This window comes from Pseudomonas sp. LBUM1670, from assembly GCF_059695695.1.
In genome coordinates this window covers 567213-589382 of record NZ_CP166783.1, presented here as the reverse complement: position 1 = coordinate 589382, position 22170 = coordinate 567213, and the positions used below count along the sequence as shown (strand labels likewise).

Below are 22170 nucleotides of genomic sequence, written 5' to 3'. Positions count from 1 at the left end.
CTATCAGGCGTTACCTGGCTCAGCGTCGCCTGCTTCGGATTCGGTTGCGCTAGGCAGACGAATTGGGCGAACCGGCACCACTGTAGAGATAGCGTGTTTGTAAACCATCTGGCTGACGGTGTTTTTCAGCAGGATAACGAACTGGTCGAAAGACTCGATCGTGCCTTGCAGTTTGATCCCGTTCACCAGGTAGATGGAAACCCCCACTTTCTCTTTACGTAAAGTATTCAAGTAAGGGTCTTGTAGCGAATGCCCTTTTGACATGTGCCGCACTCCTTTAAGGATTCAATATAAAAAATAGGTAAACAGATGGCTTGAGGCCGTCACACCCCCAAGGATAGACGGCAATTGCAAGGACTCAGCTCAATATGGAGATGGTCCCCAGGTATTTCAAGGCGCGCGGCAGATTGTCGCAATCCAGGCTGTCCAGCCAGTGTAAATCAGCCCAACTGCGCAACCAGGTGAACTGACGTTTTGCCAATTGGCGCGTGGCAATGATTCCACGCTCCTGCATCTCGGCTTGCGTCAGCTTGCCGTCCAGGTAGTCCCAGACTTGTCGGTAGCCTACTGCACGTATAGACGGCAACCCCGAATGCAGGTCACTTCGCTCACGCAGGGCTACGACCTCGTCAATGAATCCCTGTTCCAACATTAAAGTGAATCTTTGTTTAATTCGCTCGTGCAGTACCTGCCGATTTGCCGGAGCAATGGCCAAGTTCGCGACAGTATAGGGCAATTGTTGCAGTCCCGAAGCGGCTGCTTCAGTACTTTGCGCACTTTGTCGCTGTCGCAGCTCGGTCATGCTCTGACCGCTGACGCGATAAACTTCCAGTGCCCGACTGAGGCGCTGGGGATCGTTCGGGTGAATACGGGCTGCGGATTGCGGGTCGATGATCGCCAATTGGTCGTGGAGGGCTTGCCAGCCAAGGCGTGCAGCTTCTTCTTCGATTTGCGCGCGGACTTCCGGATCGGCGGCAGGCATGTCCGCCAGCCCTTCAACCAAAGCCTTGTAATAGAGCATTGTGCCACCCACCAGCAGCGGAATTTTGCCGCGCGCGGTGATGTCGGCCATGGCTTCGAGGGCGTCACGGCGAAATTCCGCAGCGGAATAGGCCTCAGCAGGGTCGATAATGTCGATCAAACGGTGTGGGAATTCGGCCAGAATCTCTTTCGAGGGCTTGGCGGTGCCGATGTCCATGCCGCGATAGACCAGCGCCGAATCGACACTGATCAACTCGCAAGGCAGGACCTTGGTGAGCTCGATGGCCAGGTCGGTCTTGCCCGCTGCGGTCGGGCCCATCAGGAAAATCGCAGGAGGGAGCTGGCTCATCAACGACCGCGCAGGAACAGTTTGTCCAGATCGTCCAGGCCCAATTGGGTCCAGGTCGGTCGGCCATGGTTGCATTGACCGCTGCGTTCGGTGTTTTCCATATCACGCAGCAGACCGTTCATTTCCGGCAGGGCCAGACGCCGATTCGCCCGAATCGCGCCGTGGCAGGCCATGGTGCCGAGCAGCTCGTTCAGGTGCGCCTGAATCCGGTCGCTGGTGCCATATTCCATCAAATCCGACAACACGTCGCTAACCAATCGATTGGCTTCCGCCTGCTTGAGCAAGGCTGGAATCTGCCGAATGGCCAGCGTTTCCGGGCCCAGACGCTGCAATTCAAAGCCCAGACGCTGGAACCACGCGACGTTTTCTTCGGCGCAATCGCCTTCGCGCTCGCTCACTGCCAAAGATTCCGGCACCAGTAGAGGCTGGCCGCTCAATCCTTCGCTGGCCATGGCGAGCTTCAGGCGCTCGTACATGATTCGCTCATGGGCAGCGTGCATGTCCACCAGCACCAGCCCTTGGGCGTTTTCCGAAAGAATGTAGATGCCTTTGAGCTGCGCCAATGCGTAACCCAGCGGTGGAATATCGTCCTGACCGGCCGGAAGCGCGACGGCGTTGGCTTCCGGCAACGGCGCGAAAAACTCACGGTAAGCCGCCTGAGCTTCAGCCGCCGGTACGCCGGACTGCGGACGCGGCGTGTATTGATATTGATAACCGGCGCCAGCGCCCGAGCCAGCCGTGTTGAATGACGGTTGTGCCTGAGGCTGCTCCAGCAGCGCATTGGCCGCCAGGCGCATTTCGCCTTGGGGACCGAATTCGCCCGCATCAATGCCGGTTGGTCGCACGATCGCCGTTGCTACCGGCGCGGCCAGATGATCTTCCGGCCGCACATCGCCCAAAGCGCGGTGCAGAGTGCCGTAGAGGAAATCGTGAACCATGCGTCCGTCACGGAAGCGCACTTCGTGCTTGGTCGGGTGCACGTTGACGTCGACGCCCGCAGGATCGACTTCGAAAAACAGCACGAAGGTCGGGTGCCGGCCATTGAACAGCACGTCGCGATACGCCTGACGCACCGCGTGGGCCACCAGTTTGTCGCGCACGGCACGGCCGTTGACGAAGAAATACTGCAAGTCCGCCTGGCTGCGGTTGAACGTCGGCAAGCCGACCCAACCCCATAAATGCAGGCCATTGCGTTCGATCTCGATCGGCAGTGCTTGCTCGAGGAAACCCGAACCGCAAATCGCCGCCACCCGCCGGGCGCGGGCCGCATCATCGCGGGCCTCGTGCAGGCTGAGGATGGTTTTGCCGTTGTGGCGCAAATGGAACGCCACGTCGAAACGCGCCAACGCCAGACGCTTGATCACTTCTTGCAGGTGATCGAATTCGGTTTTTTCGGTCTTGAGGAATTTACGCCGCGCCGGGGTGTTGAAGAACAGGTCGCGCACTTCCACCGAAGTGCCCACCGGGTGCGCGGCTGGCTGGACGCGGGGCGCCATGTCCCGGCCTTCGGTTTCGACTTGCCAGGCCTGTTCGGCATCGCGGGTGCGGGACGTCAGGGTCAGGCGGGCCACGGAGCTGATCGAGGCGAGTGCTTCACCGCGAAACCCGAGGCTCATGACCTGTTCGAGATCTTCCAGGTTGCGGATCTTGCTGGTGGCGTGTCGCGCAAGGGCCAGCGGCAGGTCATCGGCAGAAATGCCGCTGCCATCGTCGCGCACCCGCAGCAGCTTGACGCCGCCCTGCTCCACGTCGACATCGATGCGCTTGGCGCCGGAGTCGAGGCTGTTTTCCAGCAACTCCTTGATCACCGAAGCCGGGCGTTCAACCACCTCGCCGGCGGCAATCTGGTTCGCCAGTCGCGGGCTGAGCAGCTCGATGCGAGCGCCATTGATCACGACCTCATTCATTCTTTGGACGCCAGTTCAGTGCCGGGAATGGTCAGGGTCTGACCGATTTTCAGCTCGTCACTCTTCAGGTTGTTGGCACTGCGCAAGGTGGCTGGGGACACCTGATAACGCACCGCAATCATCGCCAGGGTTTCGCCCGGGTTGACCCGGTGATCCCGTGGACCTTGGGCGATCTTGCCGGAATCGCGCAGCCAGGCAATGTAAGTGCCCGGCGGTGGATTCTGCTGGAAGAACTGGCGCACGCCGCTGCTGATCGAGCGTGCCAGCGCTTGCTGATGGCTGGCCGCCGCGAGTTTCGAAGCTTCGTTGGCGTTGGAGATGAACCCGGTTTCCACCAGGATCGACGGGATGTCCGGCGATTTCAGCACCATGAACCCGGCTTGCTCCACGCGTTGTTTGTGCAGTGGCGTCACGCGACCAATGTTGCTCAGCACTTTTTGGCCGACGTTCAGGCTGGACGTCAGCGAGGCGGTCATCGACAGGTCGAGCAGAACGCCTGCGAGCATGCGGTCCTTGTCGTCGAGGCTGACGTTGCCGGCGCCACCGATCAAGTCGGAGCGGTTTTCGCTGTCGGCCAGCCAACGGGCTGTTTCAGACGTGGCGCCGCGATCAGACAGGGCGAACACCGACGCACCGAACGCAGCCGCCGATGGCGCGGCGTCGGCGTGGATCGAAACGAACAGGTCGGCGCCCTTCTTACGGGCAATTTCGGTACGGCCGCGCAACGGAATGAAGTAGTCGCCGGTGCGGGTCAGTTCGGCGCGGAAGCCTTTCATGCCGTTGACCTGACGCTGCAATTCGCGAGCGATCGCCAGCACCACGTCTTTTTCACGCTGGCCGCGAGAGCCCGAGGCGCCCGGGTCTTCACCGCCGTGGCCGGCGTCGATGACCACGACGATGTCGCGCTTGCCAGCCGGAGCGGGCGGCAGCTTGACCGGCGGGTCGACCGGGGTGACCGGAACCGGGGCCACCGTCGCAACGTTGGTCGGCGCAGGAATCGGCGCGGCGTCGGCAGCGTTATCGAACAGATCGACCACCAGGCGATTGCCATACTGTGCGTTCGGCGCCAGGGTAAAGCTTTTGGGCGTGACGGCTTTTTTCAGGTCGATGACCACACGCAAGTCGGTCGGCGTGCGTTGGGCCGAGCGCATGGCAGTGATTGGCGTATTCGAAGCATTGACGTTCAGGGGTGCTCCGAGGGACGCGCCATTGATGTCGATAACCAGCCGGTCCGGGGATGTCAGGGTGAAAACGCTGTGTTGCACCGGCCCGGTCAGGTCGAACACCAGCCGTGTGTTGTCCGGTGCCCGCCACAGGCGAACGCTGTTGACCTTTGTTTCGGCCACAGCGTCGACGGTCACCGCCAAAAACAACATCCCTACGGCAGCTACCATCGCGCGAAAGCGCATACCTGACCCCATCATTTAATTGGTTTCCAATGCCAAAGCGGCACACCACGACTCGCCACGGGAGCCCTGGGACAAAATTTTCAGCGAACGCCCGCTGTCTTGCGGGCTAATGGTAATGGTCAGGTCGGGCTTTGGCAAAAAGCCTGCACCCTTGCGGGGCCATTCGATCAGGCATAACGCGTCGTCTTCGAAGTAGTCGCGGATGCCGAGGTACTCCAACTCCTCAGGGTCGACCAAGCGATAGAGATCGAAATGGAAGGCGCGGATGTCACCGATCTCGTAGGGCTCGACCAGGGTAAAGGTCGGACTTTTTACCGCACCCACATGCCCCAGGCCTCGGATGATGCCCCTGGACAGCGTGGTTTTCCCGGCGCCCAGATCCCCCTCGAGGAAAATCAGACCGTGCCCTTCGGTGGTTCGTGCGATGCGTGCGCCAAACGCCGTCATCGCCTCTTCATCGGCCAGGTACAGGGTTACTTCAGACACGGTGCTTGCTCCTCCAACAACTGACGAATGGCTGGAATCAGATCACTGGCCGCCAGCCCACGGCCCGATTTACCTTGTTGCGCGCCGGCGTTGGCGTGCAGCCAGACGGCCAGACAGGCGGCGTCGAATGCACGCATGCCTTGCGCCAGCAACGCGCCGACCAAACCGGCCAGCACATCACCCAAACCGGCAGTGGCCATGGCCGGGTGGCCTTGATGACAAACCGCCAGGCGCCCATCGGGACTGGCGATCAGACTGCCGGTGCCTTTCAGAATCACTACAGCTGTATATTTTTTGCTCAATGCGTGAGCAGCGGACGGACGGTCGGCCTGAACCTCAGCGGTACTGATCCCGAGCAACCGCGCCGCTTCCCCCGGATGCGGGGTGATCACGCAGTCCTTGGGCAGACTCACACGTTCTTCGGCCAGCATGTTCAGCGCATCCGCGTCCCAAACCTGTGGCAACGGCGCATTGGCCGCCGCCGACAACAGGCTGCGCCCCCACGAAGCCTGCCCCAGGCCCGGCCCCACTACCAGCACGGAAACCTTTTGCAGCAATCCCATCAACTGATTGGCCGACGAAGTGCCCAGCACCATGGCTTCGGGGATTCGGGCCAGTGCAGCCGGCACATGTTCGCTGCGCGTGGCCACCGACACCATGCCAGCACCACTGCGCAGGGCACTTTGTGCGCTCAACAGAATGGCACCGCCGAAGCCCCGATCACCGCCAATCAACAAGACATGGCCGAATTTGCCTTTATGGGCAGTCGGCGCGCGATCCGCCAGACGCGGCAAATTACCGGCCGTCAGGCGACGCGCGCTGATGGCGACCCCGTTAAACGACTCAGGGGATGCTTGCAGATCATTGAAAACCAACTCACCCACCAGGTCCGCCGCTTCGCCCGTGAACAGACCCAACTTCAAACCAATGAAGGTCACGGTAAGATCCGCCCGAACGGCCACGCCGAGCACACGTCCTGTATCGGCACAAAGTCCCGAAGGAATATCCACTGCGGCAACCGGCAGGCCGCTGGCATTGATCGCGGCGATGATACTGGCGTAAGGCTCTCGCACCTCGCCTGCCAGACCGGTGCCGAGCAAGGCATCCAGCACAACACCCCGTAGCTCCGACTGCGCATTCCAGTCTTGAACCGCGACACCTTCGGACAAAGCCTCGGCATGGGCCAACCCGGCATCGCCCTGCAAACGCTGGGGATCACCGGCCGCCAACACGCGCACATGCCAGCCGGCACGCTTGGCCAACACCGCGACTAAATACCCATCACCGGCGTTGTTGCCGTGACCGGCGACCACCGTCAGTTCGTTGGCCGTCGGCCACTGCCGAACCAACGCACGCCAGGTCGCCCGCGCCGCCCGCTGCATCAATTCGAAGCCCGGCGTGCCCGACGCAATCAGGCTCGCATCGAGGGCTCGCACTTGCGCGGCGCTGTACAGCGCGTCGGGTAAATCATCTTTAGTGTGCGGCATGCGTCTTCGGGCTCCGATGTCTGGCAGAATTATACGCACCTCAGCTCCGGTTTCTCTCGCCTCATGCCCGCTATTACCACAGACCTGCCCGCCCTCGCCCAATCCATCAAGGACTGGGGCCGCGAGCTGGGCTTTCAGCAAGTCGGCATCAGCGGCCTGGATCTGGCCGAGCATGAGCAGCACCTGGAGCGCTGGCTTGCGGCCGGCTATCACGGCGAAATGGACTACATGGGCGCCCACGGCAGTAAACGCTCACACCCGGAAGAGCTGGTGCCCGGCACGCTTCGGGTGGTGTCCCTGCGCATGGATTACCTGCCGGGCGACACCGAAATGGCCAAACGCCTGGCCCAACCTGAAAAAGCCTACGTCTCGCGTTATGCCTTGGGCCGCGATTACCACAAATTGATCCGTAAACGTGTGCAACAACTGGCGGAAAAGATTCAGGCCGTCATCGGTCCGTTCGGCTACCGCGCCTTCGTCGACAGTGCGCCGGTGCTGGAAAAAGCCATCGCTGAACAGGCCGGCCTTGGATGGATCGGCAAAAATACGCTGGTCTTGAATCGCAAGGCCGGCAGTTACTTCTTTCTCAGCGAACTGTTTGTCGACCTGCCGTTGCCGGTCGACCCGCCGCACAGCACCGAACATTGCGGCCGCTGCACCGCATGCCTCGACATTTGCCCGACCAACGCTTTCGTCGGCCCTTATGTTCTGGATGCCCGACGCTGCATCTCTTACCTGACCATCGAACTGAAAAGCGCGATTCCCGAAGACTTGCGGCCCTTGATCGGCAATCGGGTATTCGGCTGCGATGACTGCCAGATCGTCTGCCCGTGGAACCGCTTCGCCCGCCCGTCCGGCGAGAGCGACTTCAAGCCACGGCACAATCTGGACAACGCCGAACTGGCGGAGCTGTTCATGTGGGACGAGGACAAGTTCCTCAGCAGTACGGAAGGTTCGCCGTTACGTCGTGCCGGTTACGAGCGCTGGTTGCGTAATCTTGCGGTGGGATTGGGTAATGCGCCATCGAGCATTCCGGTGCTGGAAGCGCTGAAGGCGCGGCGCGAGCATCCGTCGGAACTGGTCCGTGAACACGTCGAGTGGGCGCTGAAACAACACGGCCTTGCGTAGGAGCTGCCGAAGGCTGCGATCTTTTGATCCTGTTTTTTTAAGATCAAAAGATCGCAGCCTTCGGCAGCTCCTACAGGAACGGCGTTATGTCAGGTTTCGTCGTTATAGACGAACTTCGGCATTTCCCAGTGGAAACGGATCGCTAGCAAGCGCAGCAGGAAGCCGCCAAACAGCGTGATCAGAATTGCCTGTTCTCCCGGCACGTTCAGATAAAGGCACAGCATGTAGCACCACGCCGCCGCGAACGACACGCTGGCGTAGAGCTCGCGACGGAAGATCAGCGGGATGTCGTTGCAGAAGATGTCACGCAGGATGCCGCCGAATACCCCAGTGATCACGCCACTGACCGAGGCCACCAGCATGCCGTGCCCCATTTCCAGGGCGGTCATGCAGCCGATCAGAGTGAACGCCACCAGGCCCACGGCGTCGAGCACCAGAAACAGTGAGCGCAGGTGGCGCATCCAGCGCGCAGCGAAGACCGTGAACATCGCAGCAATCGAGGTCAGCACCAGGTATTCCGGGTGTTTCACCCACGTCAGCGGGTAATGGCCGAGCAGCACGTCGCGCACCGAACCGCCGCCCAACGCCGTGATGCAGGCGATCAACACCACGCCAAACCAGTCCATGCCACGGCGACCGGCGGACAGGGCGCCGGTCATGGCTTCGGCGGTAATGGCGATCAGGTAGAGCATCAGCAACATGGTGGCGGTCCTTGCAGGAAGGCGCGCAGTCTAGCCATTTAGTCCCGGCACCAAAAGAGGGCAGCAGACAGCACCGCGAACCTGTGGCGAGGGAGCTTGCTCCCGCTGGGCTGCGCAGCAGCCCCATTTCCTGACAACGCATACCTTCAGATAGACCGCGCCAGCCGATTTACGACTGCTTCGCAGCCGAGCGGGAGCAAGCTCCCTCGCCACAAAAGCCCGCAGCATCAGAACTTGATGAAATGCTTACGGTAATGCTGCAACTCGGCGATCGATTCGCGGATGTCGTCCAGGGCCAGGTGGGTGCTGCCCTTTTTGAAGCTGTCGCGCACGTCCGGTGCCCAGCGAGCGGCCAGCTCTTTAAGGGTCGAGACGTCGAGGTTGCGGTAGTGGAAGAAGCTTTCCAGGGATTTCATGTGCGTATAAAGGAAGCGACGATCCTGGCAGATGCTGTTGCCACAGATCGGCGACTTGCCCTTCGGCACCCACTGCTCCAGGAAGGCAATGGTCTCGGCTTCCGCTTCGGCCATACTGATGCGGCTGTCGCGCACGCGCTGGGTCAGGCCCGAGCCGCCGTGTTGACGGGTGTTCCACTCGTCCATGCCGGCGAGGATTTCATCGCTGTGATGGATCGCGATCACCGGCCCTTCGGCCAGGGTGTTCAGATCACTGTCGGTGACGATGGTGGCCATCTCGATGATGACGTCGGTATCAGGGTTCAGACCGGTCATTTCCAGGTCGATCCAGATCAGATTCTGCGGGTTTTGCATGTGTCGGCTCCTAGTCAATGCTGCGCAGTTTAGCCTAGGCAGGTGGCCGGGCGTGCTAAACTCGCGGCCGTTTTACCTAATCGCTGCATTCTTGATACGGAACACCCATGGCCAAACGCCAACTCAATCGTCGTCAAAACTGGCGCATCGAAAAGATTCAGGGCGAACGCGCTGCCCGCGCCGCCAAACGCGAGTCCTCGGCTGTCGAGGCACTTGAGGGTGGCGACCTGGGTCCGGAACAGACGGGCCTGGTGATCGCGCACTTCGGTGTACAGGTCGAAGTCGAAGCCCTCGATGGCGATCTGGCCGGCCAAGTGTTCCGCTGCCACTTGCGCGCCAACCTGCCGGCGCTGGTGACCGGCGATCAGGTGGTCTGGCGTGCCGGCAACCAGGGCATCGGGGTGATCGTGGCGCAACTGCCGCGTAAAACCGAGCTCTGCCGTCCGGACAGCCGCGGCCAGCTCAAGCCGGTGGCGGCCAACGTCGACATGATCGTCATCGTCTTCGCGCCGCTGCCCGAGCCTCACGCCAACCTGATCGACCGCTATCTGGTCGCTGCGGAGCATGCCGGCATTCGGCCGCTGCTGCTGCTCAACAAATTCGACCTGATCGACGAACAGAACGCCCCGGCGCTGAATGCCTTGCTCGCGGTTTACCGCACGCTGGGTTACCCGGTACTGGAAGTGTCGGCGCACCACGGCAATGGCATGGAACAGTTGCAGGAACAACTGGACGGGCGCATCAGCGTGTTCGTCGGCCAGTCCGGCGTCGGCAAGTCGTCGCTGGTCAACAGCCTGCTGCCGGAAGTCGAAACCCGCGTCGGCCCGTTGTCCGAACTGTCTGGCCAGGGCACTCACACCACCACGACCGCGCGGTTGTTCCACTTCCCCGGTGGCGGTGAGCTGATCGACTCCCCGGGTATCCGCGAATTCGGCCTGGGCCACGTCAGCCGCGCCGATGTCGAAGCCGGCTTCATCGAGTTCAACGACTTGATCGGCACCTGCCGCTTCCGTGATTGCAAGCATGACCGCGAACCGGGTTGCGCATTGCTCAAGGCGCTGGAAGAGGGCCGCGTGCAGCAGCAACGGATGAACAGTTATCGCTCGATCATCGCGAGTTTGCCGGAGAGCAGCTACTAAGTCGCTTCACGCAGAGACAAAAAAGCCGCGATCATCTCGCGGCTTTTTCATTTTCAGCGTGCGGCTTTTTCCAGCGTCCAGCCCAGCACATCCAAGGCATCACAGCCGTCCTGGATCAACATGTGTGCGGCGTTGGCAAAATGTTCCAGATCGTGACCTTCGGCTTCTTTGACACACAGGCAAGTGACGCTGTTGAGCAGATTACGCGCGGCTTTGAGTCGGTGGACGGCGGTTTCAAGAAGATCGGAAGCGCGGGCTTCCGTGTCGATGTACAGCGTCGGGCCGACGCTGAAGTTGCCTTGCAGGGGATGGTATTTGGGCATGAATTGAATCTCATCTGATAGGTGAAACTCCCACCCTTTCGTGGCTAAACGAATTGGGGTGGTAGCTGTACGCGGGTTAGCCAACCGGACAGATGAACCCGGCACACCCGAAGGTGTCCCACGCACAGCCACCATAGACATGTAGATGTCAGGCAGCAAAAAGCGCCGCGATTATACGGGCGCTTGTGCATCATCCGTTACGACTGGCTAAAGTCGATCACCGATTCGTCGGCGACGGCCAAACTATAGGTGGGCCTCCAGTGAAGCGAAACCCGGTTTATGCGTCTCGGAGACGTCCTACACCTTTCTCGGAAATGCCTCGTTCTTTTATTTTTACCTCCGGCAGCGCAAGTCCGGCCCGTGGGAGATGATTAACTTTATTTTCGGCACGCCAAAACCCTGCCCGTGCTCCAGATCGACAAGTCGCGTGGCGGGACCGTTCGCCTTCAGGCGTTCAGTAACGACTAGGTTTCGCAGCGCCTATTTTTGGGAAACAAACCCGCCCTTTCGCGTCCCTTGCGGATAGATAGAGCGCGTGGCCTTGTCCAGATGCCCGCCTTGGCGCACAAAACTGACCGCCTCATTGTTACGACGACTGCGCATCCAGGTGATCCATTGCAACAGTTCAGGGTGCCCCAACTTTTCAATCAAGAGCAAAAACTGCTCACGCCAGCGTGTACTGGCGCCCATCCCCAACCCTGAACGCCGCTTGAGGTCCGGGATACTCTGGCCGTCCATCACCCCTTTCACAAAATCGACCCAGAGTTCAGGCCGAATCATCCCAACCAGGGGTGTCCCGGACAGCATGGAAAAGCAGGTCACGCAGGGGTCGCACTTGAAATTCGGGCGAATGCCTTTGATTCGATAGGTTCGCTCTCCCCCACACCTCGGGCATTTCGCCTTCTGTGCACTCAGCATTGTCTCGATCCACGTAATCACCGCTTGCTGCTGCGCCGCAATGTGCTCGGGCGGTTGCAGGTTTTCCCGGTAATGACGAGTCGTCCACCACAGATGCAACTCGGGACACTCCTCAGCCATCACCTCCCGGACCGCCTGTCCCCAACTGAAATAGACCTTTGGGTTTACCCCCAAACGAGGCGCTATCTGGACACTGGACCAACCGGCCAGCAGGTACACGGCAAACGTTGACCACAGCTCCATCCGGTGCATGTTTGCAAAGGGTGAATCGCTCAAACTGTTGCAGCTCTTGCGACAGGATCCACAGTAGTAACGCTGGAGTCGTTGTTGGGCCAGACGAGCGTGTGGGTTCACATTGGTGTTGCCACACCAGGGGCAGTACCGCACTCGCCGATGCGGCAATGCGTGCAGATAGCGGATCAAGCGATCGGCGTCGGGACGCAGGCTTGCCGGGAGGCACACATCGTAGTCCGGCAAGTCGCCGTGTCCGGGGATGGGTATAGCGGGAGTTTTGGTCACGATTGTCTCTATGCCCGCCCCCTAAGCAACGCTTGACCGTCTGGCGAATGCTGGTGATGCCACGCGATGCCGTCCTCGGCGCACAGCCGCTGGACGAACTCGAAATCGCTTTCCCCATATTGAGTGCAGTATTCGCGCTCCGGGCTGGTGCTGACATGGAAGGCAAAGGCATCAGCCTGAATGCCGTGACCTTTGAGCACCTGGGCAATGATTTGCGGCGCCGTCAGGTTCTGAAAAATCCGCTGATCGTGGCTAAACTGCAAGTAGTGCAGCGTCGGTACGAGAGCCAGGTGATAACGGGTCAGGCGTTTGCCGGGTTCACCGACGAACACCTCTTCGATATGGCCATGAATGCCTTCGCCGTTATGACCAAACTGAAGAAATGCAGGTTGGCTGAGTAAACCTTCCAGATCGAAATCGGGATTTTCGCTGACCAGTTCGACCTTTATTGCGTACAAGGCGCTGATCGCCTCGACACCCTCAAAGGCGAGCACCTTGAAATCGTTACGAACAGCAGGGATGTGCAGCGCAAATTGCGCCGTATTGGCCGACTTGAACATACGCTTATCCTTAAGCACGGAGGATGTGAAAGCGCGATGTCAAAACCGTCCTGGTTAGTGCACGCGACATTGGCGAAAACCCTACCAAGAGCACTGCCGGATAGATGTAGGAAGAGTCCCGAAACCATGACGGACGTTTCCCAATGACCGATTGACGCCCAATGCAGGCAGGCACTCTCCCACCGAACAAAATCAACAGGCACAAAAAAGCCGACATCGCTGTCGGCTTTTTCGTGGGGCACTTCACTGCTTCGGCGGTTCACCGGGTTTCGGTGCCAGGTCATCAAACAGATTCAAACGCTCGCGCAGCTCATGCGCCGGCAATGGTTCTTTATCCGCCGGCAATGCGTTCGGGTCGGCCGGCACTTCACCCGGGCCGCCCTGCCCTTGCGTTGGCTCTGGCTCCGCGCCTTGCGAGCCTTCGATGGCGCGCTGGGCTTTCTTGGTCAGCACGATAATGTCGATTCGGCGGTTGACCGGGTTGAGCGGTTTCTCGCGATCGAACAAGGCCGACGAGGCATAACCGACGACACGCGCCACTTGCTTATCCGGATAACTGCCCGCCACCAATGCGCGACGTGCGGCGTTGGCCCGGTTGGCCGAAAGCTCCCAGTTACCGAAGTCGCCGGTGCCCGAGTACGGCTTGGCGTCGGTATGACCGCTGATGCTGATCTTGTTCGGCACCGCTTTGATGGTGTCGGCCATGGCCAGCAAGATGTCTTCGAAGTACGGCTTCAGACGCGCACTGCCGGAGTCGAACATCGGGCGGTTTTCGGCGTCCACGATCTGGATGCGCAGGCCGTCCGGTGTGATCTCGAACAGAATCTGGTCCTTGAATTTCTTCAGCTGCGGGTTCTCTTCGACCTTGTTCTGCAGTTCTTGCAGCAACAGTTCGAGGCGTTCCTTCTCCACCATCTCGGCCATGCCTTCGACCTGTTCGGCGTCGATGGTCACCTTGTCCGGCTGCGGCTGGGATTTCACTTCGGGGTTGAGGGTGTTTTCCGGCGCCAGGGTCGGCGTGCCGCCCAGGTCGATGATGTAAGGCGTGCCGCTTTCGGAAAAGCCGACCGGGTCTTTGAAGTAACCGGCAATGGCGATCTTCTGTTCCGGTGTTGCAGTGGACAGCAGCCACAACACCAGGAAGAACGCCATCATCGCCGTCGCGAAGTCGGCGAAGGCGATTTTCCAGGCGCCCCCGTGATGCCCGCCGGCGATGCGCTTGACGCGCTTGATGATTATCGGCTGGTTATTTTCCATAACTCAGCGACCACGAACCGCTTGTTCCAGCTCAGCAAAGCTAGGACGGTGCGCCGGGTACAGAACCTTGCGCCCGAACTCCACCGCCAGCGACGGCGGCATGCCGGACGCCGAAGCGACCAGCGAGGCCTTGATGGCTTCGTAGACGTTCAGTTCTTCCTTGGCATCGTGGGCCAGGGAGTGAGCCAGCGGACCGAAGAAACCGTACGCCGCGAGAATACCGAAGAAGGTACCGACCAGTGCCGCACCGACGTGCAGACCGATGGATTTCTGGTCGCCTTCGCCCAGGGAAGCCATGGTCACCACGATACCCAGTACCGCCGCGACGATACCGAAACCCGGCATGGCGTCGGCGATGCCGTTCACCGCGTGGGATGGGTGCTCGAGGTCTTCCTTGAGGCTATAGAGTTCCATGTCGAACAGGCCTTCCAGCTCATGGGGAGCCATGTTGCCGGAGGACATGATGCGCAGGTAATCGCAGATGAACGCGGTCATGCGTTCGTCCTTGAGCACCGCCGGGTACTTGGCGAAAATCGGGCTCGCGGAGGCATCTTCGATGTCGCCTTCGATGGCCATCATGCCTTCGCGGCGGCTCTTGTTGAGAATCTCGTAAATCAGCCCCAGCACTTCGAGGTAGAAGGTGTGATTGAAGCGCGAACTGAACATGCCCAAGGATTTCTTGAGCACGTGCATGGTCATGTAGCCGGGGTTGGCCTGGAGGAATGCGCCGAGGGCCGCGCCACCGATGATCATCACCTCGAAGGGTTGAATCAGAGCGGCAATTTTGCCGTGGGAGAGCACGTATCCGCCGAGCACGCTCGCGAATACGACGATGATGCCGATTATTTTAGCCATAGGTAGGAGAGCACTTACTGAGTCGGGTTCAAGGTCATATTCGGAAGTTAAAAAATCTCTTCTTCTACTTATCGGCAAAACTGCGCCAGACTATAGCCAGTTCAGGCGAAAAGCCAATTTGGCCCGCTCCGGGCATAGGTAATGCAGACGGTGATCGCGTCCAGACATGGCTAACGAAACGAACATTCCAACTCCAAAACCGACCACACTCGAAGGCTGGGTCAAGCTTCTCGATGGCGTGCGCCTGCCGGTTCCGCAAGCCAGTCATGACCGTGTCTGCATGGCCATCCGCGACGACCGCAGCTCGCTGCGCGATATCGCCGAGCTGATGCAAGAGAGCCCCGCCCTGGCCTTGAGCGTGATTCGCGAAGCCAACCGGCACACCCACGGCAGCATGACCGAGCCTGCGGAAAACCTTGAGGTGGCGATCAATCGCCTCGGTTTGAAGCGCACCGAAGAGTTGCTTGCGCGGCTGCCCGCGGAACCGGAATCGGAAATTCCCGTGGCCCTGCGTCAGTTGCAGATGATCAGCCAACACGCGACGCAACAGGCCAACGGTTTTTTCGCCGCTCGCCTGGCGCGGTTGTGGCAGGACATCCACTGGGGCAGCCTGCTGTTTCTTTCGCCGCTGTGGCCGATGGCGTTTACCCATCCGCAGTTGCTTGAAGAATGGGAGTTGCGGGTCATCCATAAAGGCGAGTCGGCGCGCAGCGTCGAGAAGCAATTGTTTGGCGCTCGCCTGCTGGAAATCGCTCAGGCGCTGGTGGAGATCTGGCACCTGCCGATCTGGGTGCTGCAGGGTTACAAGCTGTTGCTCAACGAGCAGCGGGAATTGGTGAAAGTCCTGCGCATTGCGCGCGACAGCGATCATCCATTGCGCCAGCAGAACCGTCTCGACGACGATCCGACTCTGCGCCGCTGGCTCAATCAACCGGCCAACACGGTGCTGCTGGCCAACGGTCTGGCGCTGTCGGCGCAACAGGCCTGGGACAGTCCGCACAGTGAACGCTGGCAATACCTGACCAGCCTTTACCTGCAAATGCCGATGGACGAGGTGCAACAGCAATTGCACCAACAGGCCGCCAACAGTGCGCGCCAACACGCCATGCCGGACCTCTGGCACCCTGCCGTTGCGCTGCTCTGGCCGTGGGGCATGAATCGCGTTCACGCCGGTCTGCTGCCGGCCCCGGCGCCAACCGCCGAAGACCTGGCGAAGTGGCGCAGGCAATGTGCCGAGCTGCTGCTGGAACCGAGTCGTTTCACCAATGCCATGCACTTGACCAACTCGGCCCGTGACGCGTTGGTCGCGTGCGGCATGCGTCGGGTGATGATCCTGATGGCCGACCGCGCGCACGCCAATCTGCGCGTGCACCAGATTGCCGGGCTGCCGAAAGAAGTAGCGGGTCTGAATTTTTTGGTGAGCCAGAGCACGGTGCTACAACGCCTGCTTTCGCAACAGGCCCAGGTGCGCCTGACACCGGCCAACAACGCGCAATTTTCGGCGCTGCTGCCGGCCAGCCTGCGTTCGCAGTTCGGTGGCGAACACCTGCTGCTACGCTCGCTGATCAACAACGGACGCGTGATCATGGTCGTGGTGGCGGATCAGGGCGGCGGGCCGTTTTCGGAAATCACCGTACAAGCCTTTGGCAAAACCGCGCAGTGCATCGAGAAAGCCCTGCACAGCTTTAGCCATCGCGGCCAATGACCCGCTACAATCCTCCCCTTTGTGCTCTGGAGACCTCACATGTCTGACTTCTCTGGCTTGCCGCTGGTAATCGAACCGAGCGACTTGCTCTCTCGCCTCGACGCCCGCGAACTGATTCTGGTGGACCTGACCAGCAGCGCCCGCTATGCCGAAGGGCATATTCCCGGTGCGCGGTTTGTCGATCCGAAACGCACGCAACTCGGCCAACCGCCGGCGCCAGGCCTGATGCCGCCGCAAGCGGCACTCGAAGCGTTGTTCGGCGAGCTGGGCCACAACCCCGATGCGGTCTACGTCGTGTATGACGACGAAGGCGGCGGTTGGGCCGGGCGCTTTATCTGGCTGCTGGACGTCATCGGCCACAGCCAGTACCACTATATCGACGGCGGTCTGCCGGCCTGGCTGGCAGAAGGCTCGCCCATGTCGATCCAGATCCCGCCCGCGGTCGGCGGCCCGGTTGCGCTGACCTTGCACGACGAGCCCACCGCCACTCGTGAATACCTGCAAAGCCGTCTCGGCGCCGCTGACCTGGCCATCTGGGACGCGCGCGGACCGCTGGAGTACTCCGGCGAGAAAGTCCTCGCGGCCAAGGGCGGACACATTCCCGGCGCGGTCAATTTCGAATGGACCGCGGGCATGGACCGGGCGCGCAACCTGCGCATCCGCAAAGACATGCCGCAGATCCTCGAACAACTCGGGATCAGCAAAGACAAAGAAGTGATTACCCACTGCCAGACTCACCACCGTTCTGGCTTCACCTATCTGGTGGCCAAGTCCCTCGGTTATCCGCGGGTCAAAGGCTACGCCGGCTCCTGGGGCGAATGGGGTAACCATCCCGATACGCCTGTAGAGATCTAAGGTTTTTAAGGACAGTTAATGAATAAGCGTTTGTTTATCCTCAGCCAATACCTGCTGCCCCACCACTTGCTCTCGCGACTGGCCGGCTGCATCGCCGAATGCCGTGTGCGCTGGTTCAAGAATGCGTTCACTGCGTGGTTCGCCAAGCGTTATCAGGTGGACATGTCCCTGGCCCTGGTCGAAGACCTGACGGCTTACGAGCATTTCAACGCGTTCTTCACCCGCGCATTGAAAGACGGCGCTCGTCCGCTGGACGAAACCCCGGGCGCGATCCTCAGCCCGGCCGACGGTGCCGTCAGCCAGCTCGGCCCGATCGAGCACGGTCGCGTGTTCCAGGCCAAGGGCCACAGCTTCAGCGTGCTGGAATTGCTGGGCGGTGACGCCGCCAACGCAGCGCCGTTCATGGGCGGTGATTTCGCGACCATTTACCTGTCGCCGAAGGACTACCATCGCGTGCATATGCCGCTGGCCGGCACTCTGCGCGAAATGGTCTACATCCCGGGCCGGATTTTCTCGGTTAACCAGACCACCGCTGAAAACGTTCCGGAATTGTTTGCCCGCAACGAGCGTGTGGCGTGCATTTTCGACACCGAGCGCGGGCCGATGGCCGTGGTGCTGGTGGGCGCGATGATCGTGGCATCGATCGAAACCGTCTGGGCGGGCCTGGTGACTCCACCGAAACGCGAACTGAAAACCTTCCGCTACGACGAAGCTGCCCGTGCGCCTATCCACCTGGAAAAAGGTGCGGAACTGGGTCGTTTCAAGCTGGGTTCGACGGCGGTCGTCTTGTTCGGTCCTGATCAAGTGCAGTGGGCTGAAGAACTGGCGGCGGGTTCGCCGGTGCAGATGGGTCAGGGCATGGGCTTGCCAAAAGCCTGATCCCTGATCCGACCCCACGAACGTCTTCGTGGGGTCGGACATTTCGGTGGTGCCGCTACTCTATCTGCCCGCGAAAACCGATGGGGCCTTCGTTGGCGTAGGTATTGGTACCACTGAGGTTTTTGCCTCCGTCATTGGAGGTCACGCTCAACGCGACAACGTTCTGATTGTCCCGGCCTCCGATGACCCATTTGCCACCCGGATGCCATGGAGCGTCATTGCCGCCCCACTGATTTTCAACGTTGTACTGGTTCTGGCCCGTGCGCTGAGCCTTGAAGCCAATGGGACCTTCACCCGCGTACGTCATGGTGCCGGTGAAGCTCTTGCCGCCATCGCTCGACCTGATCTCGATGGCGACAACCTTCTGGTTGTCCCGCGCGCCTAACGTCCAGTCTCCGCCCGGATGCCAGGGTGCCGAACTACCGCCCCATTGATTTGCCACTACGTATCTAGACATAAACTTCATCTCCTTGAAGTTACGAGAGACCTGCCCTGCACAGGCAGCAGGCCGTACGACCGTGCGTATCCGATCGCACGTCTGTCAGATTAGTAGCACGCCTCGCCATCACCCGACTGACAGACAAACGGTAGATTTCCGTAGGAGCTGCCGAAGGCCGCGATCTTTTGATCTTGATCTTCGGTGGCCACGGGTAAAGATCGCAGCCTTCGGCAGCTCCTACCGGCGGCAGGGGTTCCTCGGCAGGCTATTGCTGCTACAGTCTGGTCATTCACTGCCCATTTTCCCGGTCGGAGTTTGTTCACGGCATGAATGAGACCAGTCCCCACCTTCTGCTACGCGCGCCTGTCCCCGAACAGCTGCGCCTGTCGTTCTGCGAAGCCACCCCGCGCGACCTCAAGCGCTGGATCGCCAACCTGCCCAAAGCCAATATCGGCGAAACCGCTCGCCAGCTCTATCAAGGCTTGAGCGAACTGAACCAGTTACTCACACCCAGCGACAATCGCCTGCAATTACTCGAGTTACTGCGGCCCGAGGTGTATTACGTCTGCAAGCACCTGGAGCGGCACTTCCTGCACCAGTCGATTGTCCTCGACGAGCGTTCGCGCAAGGTCGGCAACCTCTGCCAGGCACTGCAAAGTCATTTGGCGATTGGCTATAAACAAATCGTCGTGAGCATCTCGCCGCGCTTCAGCAAGGACCGCGCGCCGCTGCTGGCCCAGGCATTGCAACGGGCGATCCATTGCCTGAACGGACCACTGATCCGCGCCACCCAGCTCTATTGTCCGGTGCCGGAAGGTGTGTGGCTGGAACTGCATCAGCTGTATCGGATCGCCTGTTCCCATCGGCTCCAGCACTTGAGCCTGCGCGATGAGCTGGCCAGTCAGACACAAACCCTGAGCATCGAACAGACGTACGTGGCCGCACTGCTGCTGGGCGCCGCACGATGCAATCAACTGCGCCAGAACCAGATCGCACGGCTTGCGGAAGTGCTGGAGCCGTGGAGCAAATTGATCAAGCTGCAACCGGAAACTCCGGGCGACGGACTGTTTGGCATCGCGCCGGAGTTCGACATCGGGCCGCGTTACCGATCGAAATTCCGCCCCGAGCAACAGGAGAGCTTACTGGGGTTCGATCCGCAGCCGCTGGTCGCAGCCATTGAAGCCCATTTGGAAAAAACCGACAGTCCGGTGCCACTGCCCGTGCCCGCAGGATTAAGCCTGGATACGCTGCAACACCTGAATGCCGCTTGGGGCCAGGCGGTTGAACGCAGTTTCCAGCGCACGACCAGTCAAGGCACCTTGACCGTGTGCGTGGGCATGAGCGCACTGCACTTCTATCTGGGTGGCCAACGCCCGTTCAGCGAGATCCTGAAAAATCCCGGTGCCGGCCGCGCGCAGTTCACGGCGACCTCCGTCCGTGAAAAAGATCAATGGCACCATGCCTTCGATGCGGCGCCACAAGGCGGCGCCGGCGCGTCGCTGCCCTACGAAGAAATCGAATACCAGCAGCTTCAGACTGACGACAGTCACGAAGCGTCCGACCGCAACCGTCACTTTCCGACCTACACCTTGCCGGTGATCAATCACAGTCCGGGCGGTTATTGCCTGGCCTGGCCAGATGCAATACCGGCCGAGTTACAGGCTGGCGAGATGGTCGGCGTCGAGGATACGGCGGGGTCAGGCTGGAGCATCGCGGTGGTGCGCTGGATCCGCCAGGTTAGCGGCGGCGGTACGCAAATGGGTATCCAGCAAGTCGCGCCCTTCGCCGAGCCTTGCGGCCTGCAACTGGTGCGCACCCGTGACGACCACAGCCAATACTTGCGTGGCCTGCTACTGCCGGCTATCAGCGCGATAGACCTGCCGGCCACCCTGCTCGCCCCGCGATTGCCCTTTGAGGAAGGCAACAAGGTGATGATCAACACCAACGGCGAGGAACGCCGGGCCGGGCTGGATCGGCGGGTGGCGAGCACCAACAGTTTCAACCAGTTTGCCTATCGTTCGCTGGAGGCCGCCAGAAATGACAACGCCGCGGGGAGCGGCGCGGTCGGTAGCGAGGAGGATTTTGATTCGTTGTGGAAGACGCTTTGAGGTAAATCCTTAAAACCGCGGTGCGCCCTTCGCGAGCAAGCCCGCTCCCACACTGGATCTGCGTCGAACACAGATCCAATGTGGGAGCGGGCTTGCTCGCGAAGAGGCCGGCTCAAACAAACTAGATTTCAGAGCTGCCCGTCACGATCCCGAAAGCCCAGCAGATAAAGCACGCCATCCAGCCCAAGGGTAGAAATCGCCTGCTTCGCCGACTGCTTGACCAACGGCTTGGCACGAAACGCCACGCCCAGCCCGGCAATCGCCAGCATCGGCAAATCGTTGGCACCGTCGCCGACCGCAATGGTCTGCTCCAGACGCAAACCTTCCTTGTGCGCCAGCTCTTTCAGCAGATCCGCCTTGCGCTGCGCATCGACGATCGGCTCGACCGCCACACCGGTGACCTTGCCATCGACCACTTCCAGCTCGTTGGCGAACACGTAGTCGATGCCTAATTTCGCCTGCAATTGCTTGGCGAAGTAAGTGAAGCCACCCGACAAAATCGCGGTCTTGTAGCCCAGACGCTTGAGTTCGGCGAACAGGGTTTCGGCGCCTTCGGTCAGGCGCAAGGAGGCGCCGATCGAATCCAGCACGCCGACGTCCAGCCCTTTGAGCAAGGCCAGGCGTTCTTTGAAGCTGGCGCGGAAGTCGAGCTCACCGGCCATCGCCCGTTCGGTAATCTCGGAAACCTGATCGCCCACACCGGCCGCCTTGGCCAACTCGTCGATGACTTCGGCTTCGATCAGCGTCGAGTCCATGTCGAACACGGCCAAGCGACGGTTGCGGCGGAATAGCGAATCTTCCTGAAAGGCGATGTCGACGTTCAATTCCTGGGCAACGCTGAGAAATTCAGCCCGCAGCGCTTGCGGATCCGCCGCTTCGCCGCGCACCGAAAACTCGATACAGCCTTTGCCCTTGTCAGCCGGCGTGTCCAGCGGCATGCGTCCGGACAGACGATCGATGTGGTCGATGTTCAAGCCATATTTGGCGGTGATCGAGCTCACGGCCTGCAATTGCCCGGCGGTCACTTTGCGGGTCAATAGCGTCACGATGTGGCGTTTTTTCCCCTGATTGCCGACCCACAGCTGGTAATCCTCTTCGGACACCGGCGTGAAACGCACCTGCTGATCGAGTTTGTAAGCCGTGAACAGAATGTCCTTGAGCACCGACTTGCCTTGCTCGGTGTCAGGAATTTCAACCAGGATGCCAAACGACAGGGTGTCGTGGATCACCGCCTGACCGATGTCGAGAATGTTCACACCACCCTGGGCCAGAACGCCGGTAATGGCCGCAGTCAGACCCGGACGGTCGACTCCCGTGATGTTTATCAGGACGATTTCGCGCAAGGCGCACCCCCGCAGGTGGAAAAAAACCGCATTCTACCCATTTTCAGTGACC

Annotated in this window: 20 protein-coding genes and 1 pseudogene; 6 read left to right on the top strand and 15 right to left on the bottom strand. The window is 60.4% G+C overall.

Translation table 11 applies throughout. The features are described from left to right. Positions 1 to 3: 3 nt before the first annotated feature. The 6 genes from hfq to ACA073_RS02680 all read right to left on the bottom strand — a co-directional run bounded on the left by hfq (position 4) and on the right by ACA073_RS02680 (position 6619). Positions 4 to 264, bottom strand: a complete 261-nt coding sequence (gene hfq / locus ACA073_RS02705) for an RNA chaperone Hfq (protein WP_007902656.1) — start codon at positions 262 to 264, stop codon at positions 4 to 6. Positions 265 to 358: 94 nt separating this feature from the next. Beyond that, on the bottom strand, positions 359 to 1330 hold the full coding sequence (miaA, locus tag ACA073_RS02700; protein ID WP_497403967.1) for a tRNA (adenosine(37)-N6)-dimethylallyltransferase MiaA: 972 nt from the start codon (positions 1328 to 1330) through the stop codon (positions 359 to 361). Further along, the gene (mutL, locus tag ACA073_RS02695; protein ID WP_497401448.1) at positions 1330 to 3237 is read right to left on the bottom strand and encodes a DNA mismatch repair endonuclease MutL; all 1908 of its coding nucleotides are present in this window, start codon (positions 3235 to 3237) and stop codon (positions 1330 to 1332) included. The genes miaA and mutL overlap by 1 nt, the downstream gene beginning before the upstream one ends. Further along, the gene (locus ACA073_RS02690; RefSeq protein WP_497403965.1) at positions 3234 to 4613 is read right to left on the bottom strand and encodes an N-acetylmuramoyl-L-alanine amidase; all 1380 of its coding nucleotides are present in this window, start codon (positions 4611 to 4613) and stop codon (positions 3234 to 3236) included. Before ACA073_RS02690 ends, mutL begins: the two co-directional genes overlap by 4 nt. A gap of 48 nt (positions 4614 to 4661) precedes the next feature. After that, positions 4662 to 5132 (bottom strand): tRNA (adenosine(37)-N6)-threonylcarbamoyltransferase complex ATPase subunit type 1 TsaE, encoded by a 471-nt coding sequence (tsaE, locus tag ACA073_RS02685; protein WP_497401446.1) that lies wholly within the window; start codon positions 5130 to 5132, stop codon positions 4662 to 4664. After that, positions 5120 to 6619 (bottom strand): NAD(P)H-hydrate dehydratase, encoded by a 1500-nt coding sequence (locus ACA073_RS02680; RefSeq protein ID WP_497401445.1) that lies wholly within the window; start codon positions 6617 to 6619, stop codon positions 5120 to 5122. The genes tsaE and ACA073_RS02680 overlap by 13 nt, the downstream gene beginning before the upstream one ends. 63 nt (positions 6620 to 6682) lie before the next feature. Here ACA073_RS02680 and queG point away from each other — a divergent pair, with 63 nt between their 5' ends. Continuing rightward, entirely contained in the window at positions 6683 to 7747 is a 1065-nt protein-coding gene (gene queG, locus ACA073_RS02675) for a tRNA epoxyqueuosine(34) reductase QueG (RefSeq protein WP_497401443.1), read from the top strand. 89 nt (positions 7748 to 7836) lie between these two features. Here the strand turns inward: queG and ACA073_RS02670 are convergent, their stop codons facing one another. Both ACA073_RS02670 and orn read right to left on the bottom strand, forming a co-directional pair. Continuing rightward, positions 7837 to 8448, bottom strand: a complete 612-nt coding sequence (locus tag ACA073_RS02670) for a trimeric intracellular cation channel family protein (protein WP_497401441.1) — start codon at positions 8446 to 8448, stop codon at positions 7837 to 7839. Between the two features lie 227 nt (positions 8449 to 8675). Continuing rightward, positions 8676 to 9218, bottom strand: coding sequence for an oligoribonuclease (gene orn, locus ACA073_RS02665; protein WP_056746367.1), 543 nt, complete (start codon positions 9216 to 9218; stop codon positions 8676 to 8678). A 107-nt stretch (positions 9219 to 9325) separates the two neighbouring features. On the opposite strand from orn, the gene rsgA reads away from it, so the two are divergent. Next, entirely contained in the window at positions 9326 to 10357 is a 1032-nt protein-coding gene (gene rsgA / locus ACA073_RS02660; protein WP_150632404.1) for a small ribosomal subunit biogenesis GTPase RsgA, read from the top strand. 53 nt (positions 10358 to 10410) lie between these two features. On the opposite strand, the gene ACA073_RS02655 is transcribed toward rsgA, so the two are convergent. The 5 genes and pseudogenes from ACA073_RS02655 to motA all read right to left on the bottom strand — a co-directional run bounded on the left by ACA073_RS02655 (position 10411) and on the right by motA (position 14789). After that, complete coding sequence (locus ACA073_RS02655; protein WP_461952106.1) at positions 10411 to 10680, bottom strand: hypothetical protein; 270 nt, start codon at positions 10678 to 10680, stop codon at positions 10411 to 10413. A 480-nt stretch (positions 10681 to 11160) separates the two neighbouring features. Beyond that, on the bottom strand, positions 11161 to 11874 hold the full coding sequence (locus ACA073_RS02650; protein ID WP_497401439.1) for a transposase: 714 nt from the start codon (positions 11872 to 11874) through the stop codon (positions 11161 to 11163). Positions 11875 to 12140: 266 nt separating this feature from the next. After that, a pseudogene (locus ACA073_RS02645) lies at positions 12141 to 12677 on the bottom strand (contractile injection system protein, VgrG/Pvc8 family); the annotation flags it as partial. A 243-nt stretch (positions 12678 to 12920) separates the two neighbouring features. Continuing rightward, on the bottom strand, positions 12921 to 13934 hold the full coding sequence (motB, locus tag ACA073_RS02640; protein ID WP_497401437.1) for a flagellar motor protein MotB: 1014 nt from the start codon (positions 13932 to 13934) through the stop codon (positions 12921 to 12923). Positions 13935 to 13937: 3 nt separating this feature from the next. After that, positions 13938 to 14789, bottom strand: a complete 852-nt coding sequence (motA, locus tag ACA073_RS02635) for a flagellar motor stator protein MotA (protein ID WP_497401435.1) — start codon at positions 14787 to 14789, stop codon at positions 13938 to 13940. Positions 14790 to 14955: 166 nt separating this feature from the next. On the opposite strand from motA, the gene ACA073_RS02630 reads away from it, so the two are divergent. From ACA073_RS02630 to asd, 3 genes are read left to right on the top strand one after another with little or no spacing between them, the layout of a single operon-like run. Further along, positions 14956 to 16494 carry an HDOD domain-containing protein gene (locus tag ACA073_RS02630; protein WP_497401433.1) on the top strand — a complete coding sequence of 513 codons (1539 nt, stop codon included), beginning with the start codon at positions 14956 to 14958 and terminating at the stop codon, positions 16492 to 16494. Between the two features lie 39 nt (positions 16495 to 16533). Then, complete coding sequence (locus ACA073_RS02625; RefSeq protein WP_497401432.1) at positions 16534 to 17349, top strand: rhodanese-like domain-containing protein; 816 nt, start codon at positions 16534 to 16536, stop codon at positions 17347 to 17349. 18 nt (positions 17350 to 17367) lie between these two features. Beyond that, positions 17368 to 18228 carry an archaetidylserine decarboxylase gene (gene asd / locus ACA073_RS02620; protein ID WP_461952115.1) on the top strand — a complete coding sequence of 287 codons (861 nt, stop codon included), beginning with the start codon at positions 17368 to 17370 and terminating at the stop codon, positions 18226 to 18228. Positions 18229 to 18283: 55 nt separating this feature from the next. Here the strand turns inward: asd and ACA073_RS02615 are convergent, their stop codons facing one another. After that, a complete protein-coding gene (locus tag ACA073_RS02615) occupies positions 18284 to 18685 on the bottom strand; it encodes a lectin OAA family protein (protein ID WP_497401430.1) in 402 nt (133 codons plus the stop codon). 308 nt (positions 18686 to 18993) lie between these two features. On the opposite strand from ACA073_RS02615, the gene ACA073_RS02610 reads away from it, so the two are divergent. Continuing rightward, a complete protein-coding gene (locus ACA073_RS02610) occupies positions 18994 to 20775 on the top strand; it encodes a cyclic-di-GMP receptor FimW-related protein (RefSeq protein WP_497401428.1) in 1782 nt (593 codons plus the stop codon). A 128-nt stretch (positions 20776 to 20903) separates the two neighbouring features. Here the strand turns inward: ACA073_RS02610 and serB are convergent, their stop codons facing one another. After that, positions 20904 to 22118 (bottom strand): phosphoserine phosphatase SerB, encoded by a 1215-nt coding sequence (gene serB, locus ACA073_RS02605; RefSeq protein WP_497401426.1) that lies wholly within the window; start codon positions 22116 to 22118, stop codon positions 20904 to 20906. Between the last annotated feature and the right edge of the window lie 52 nt (positions 22119 to 22170).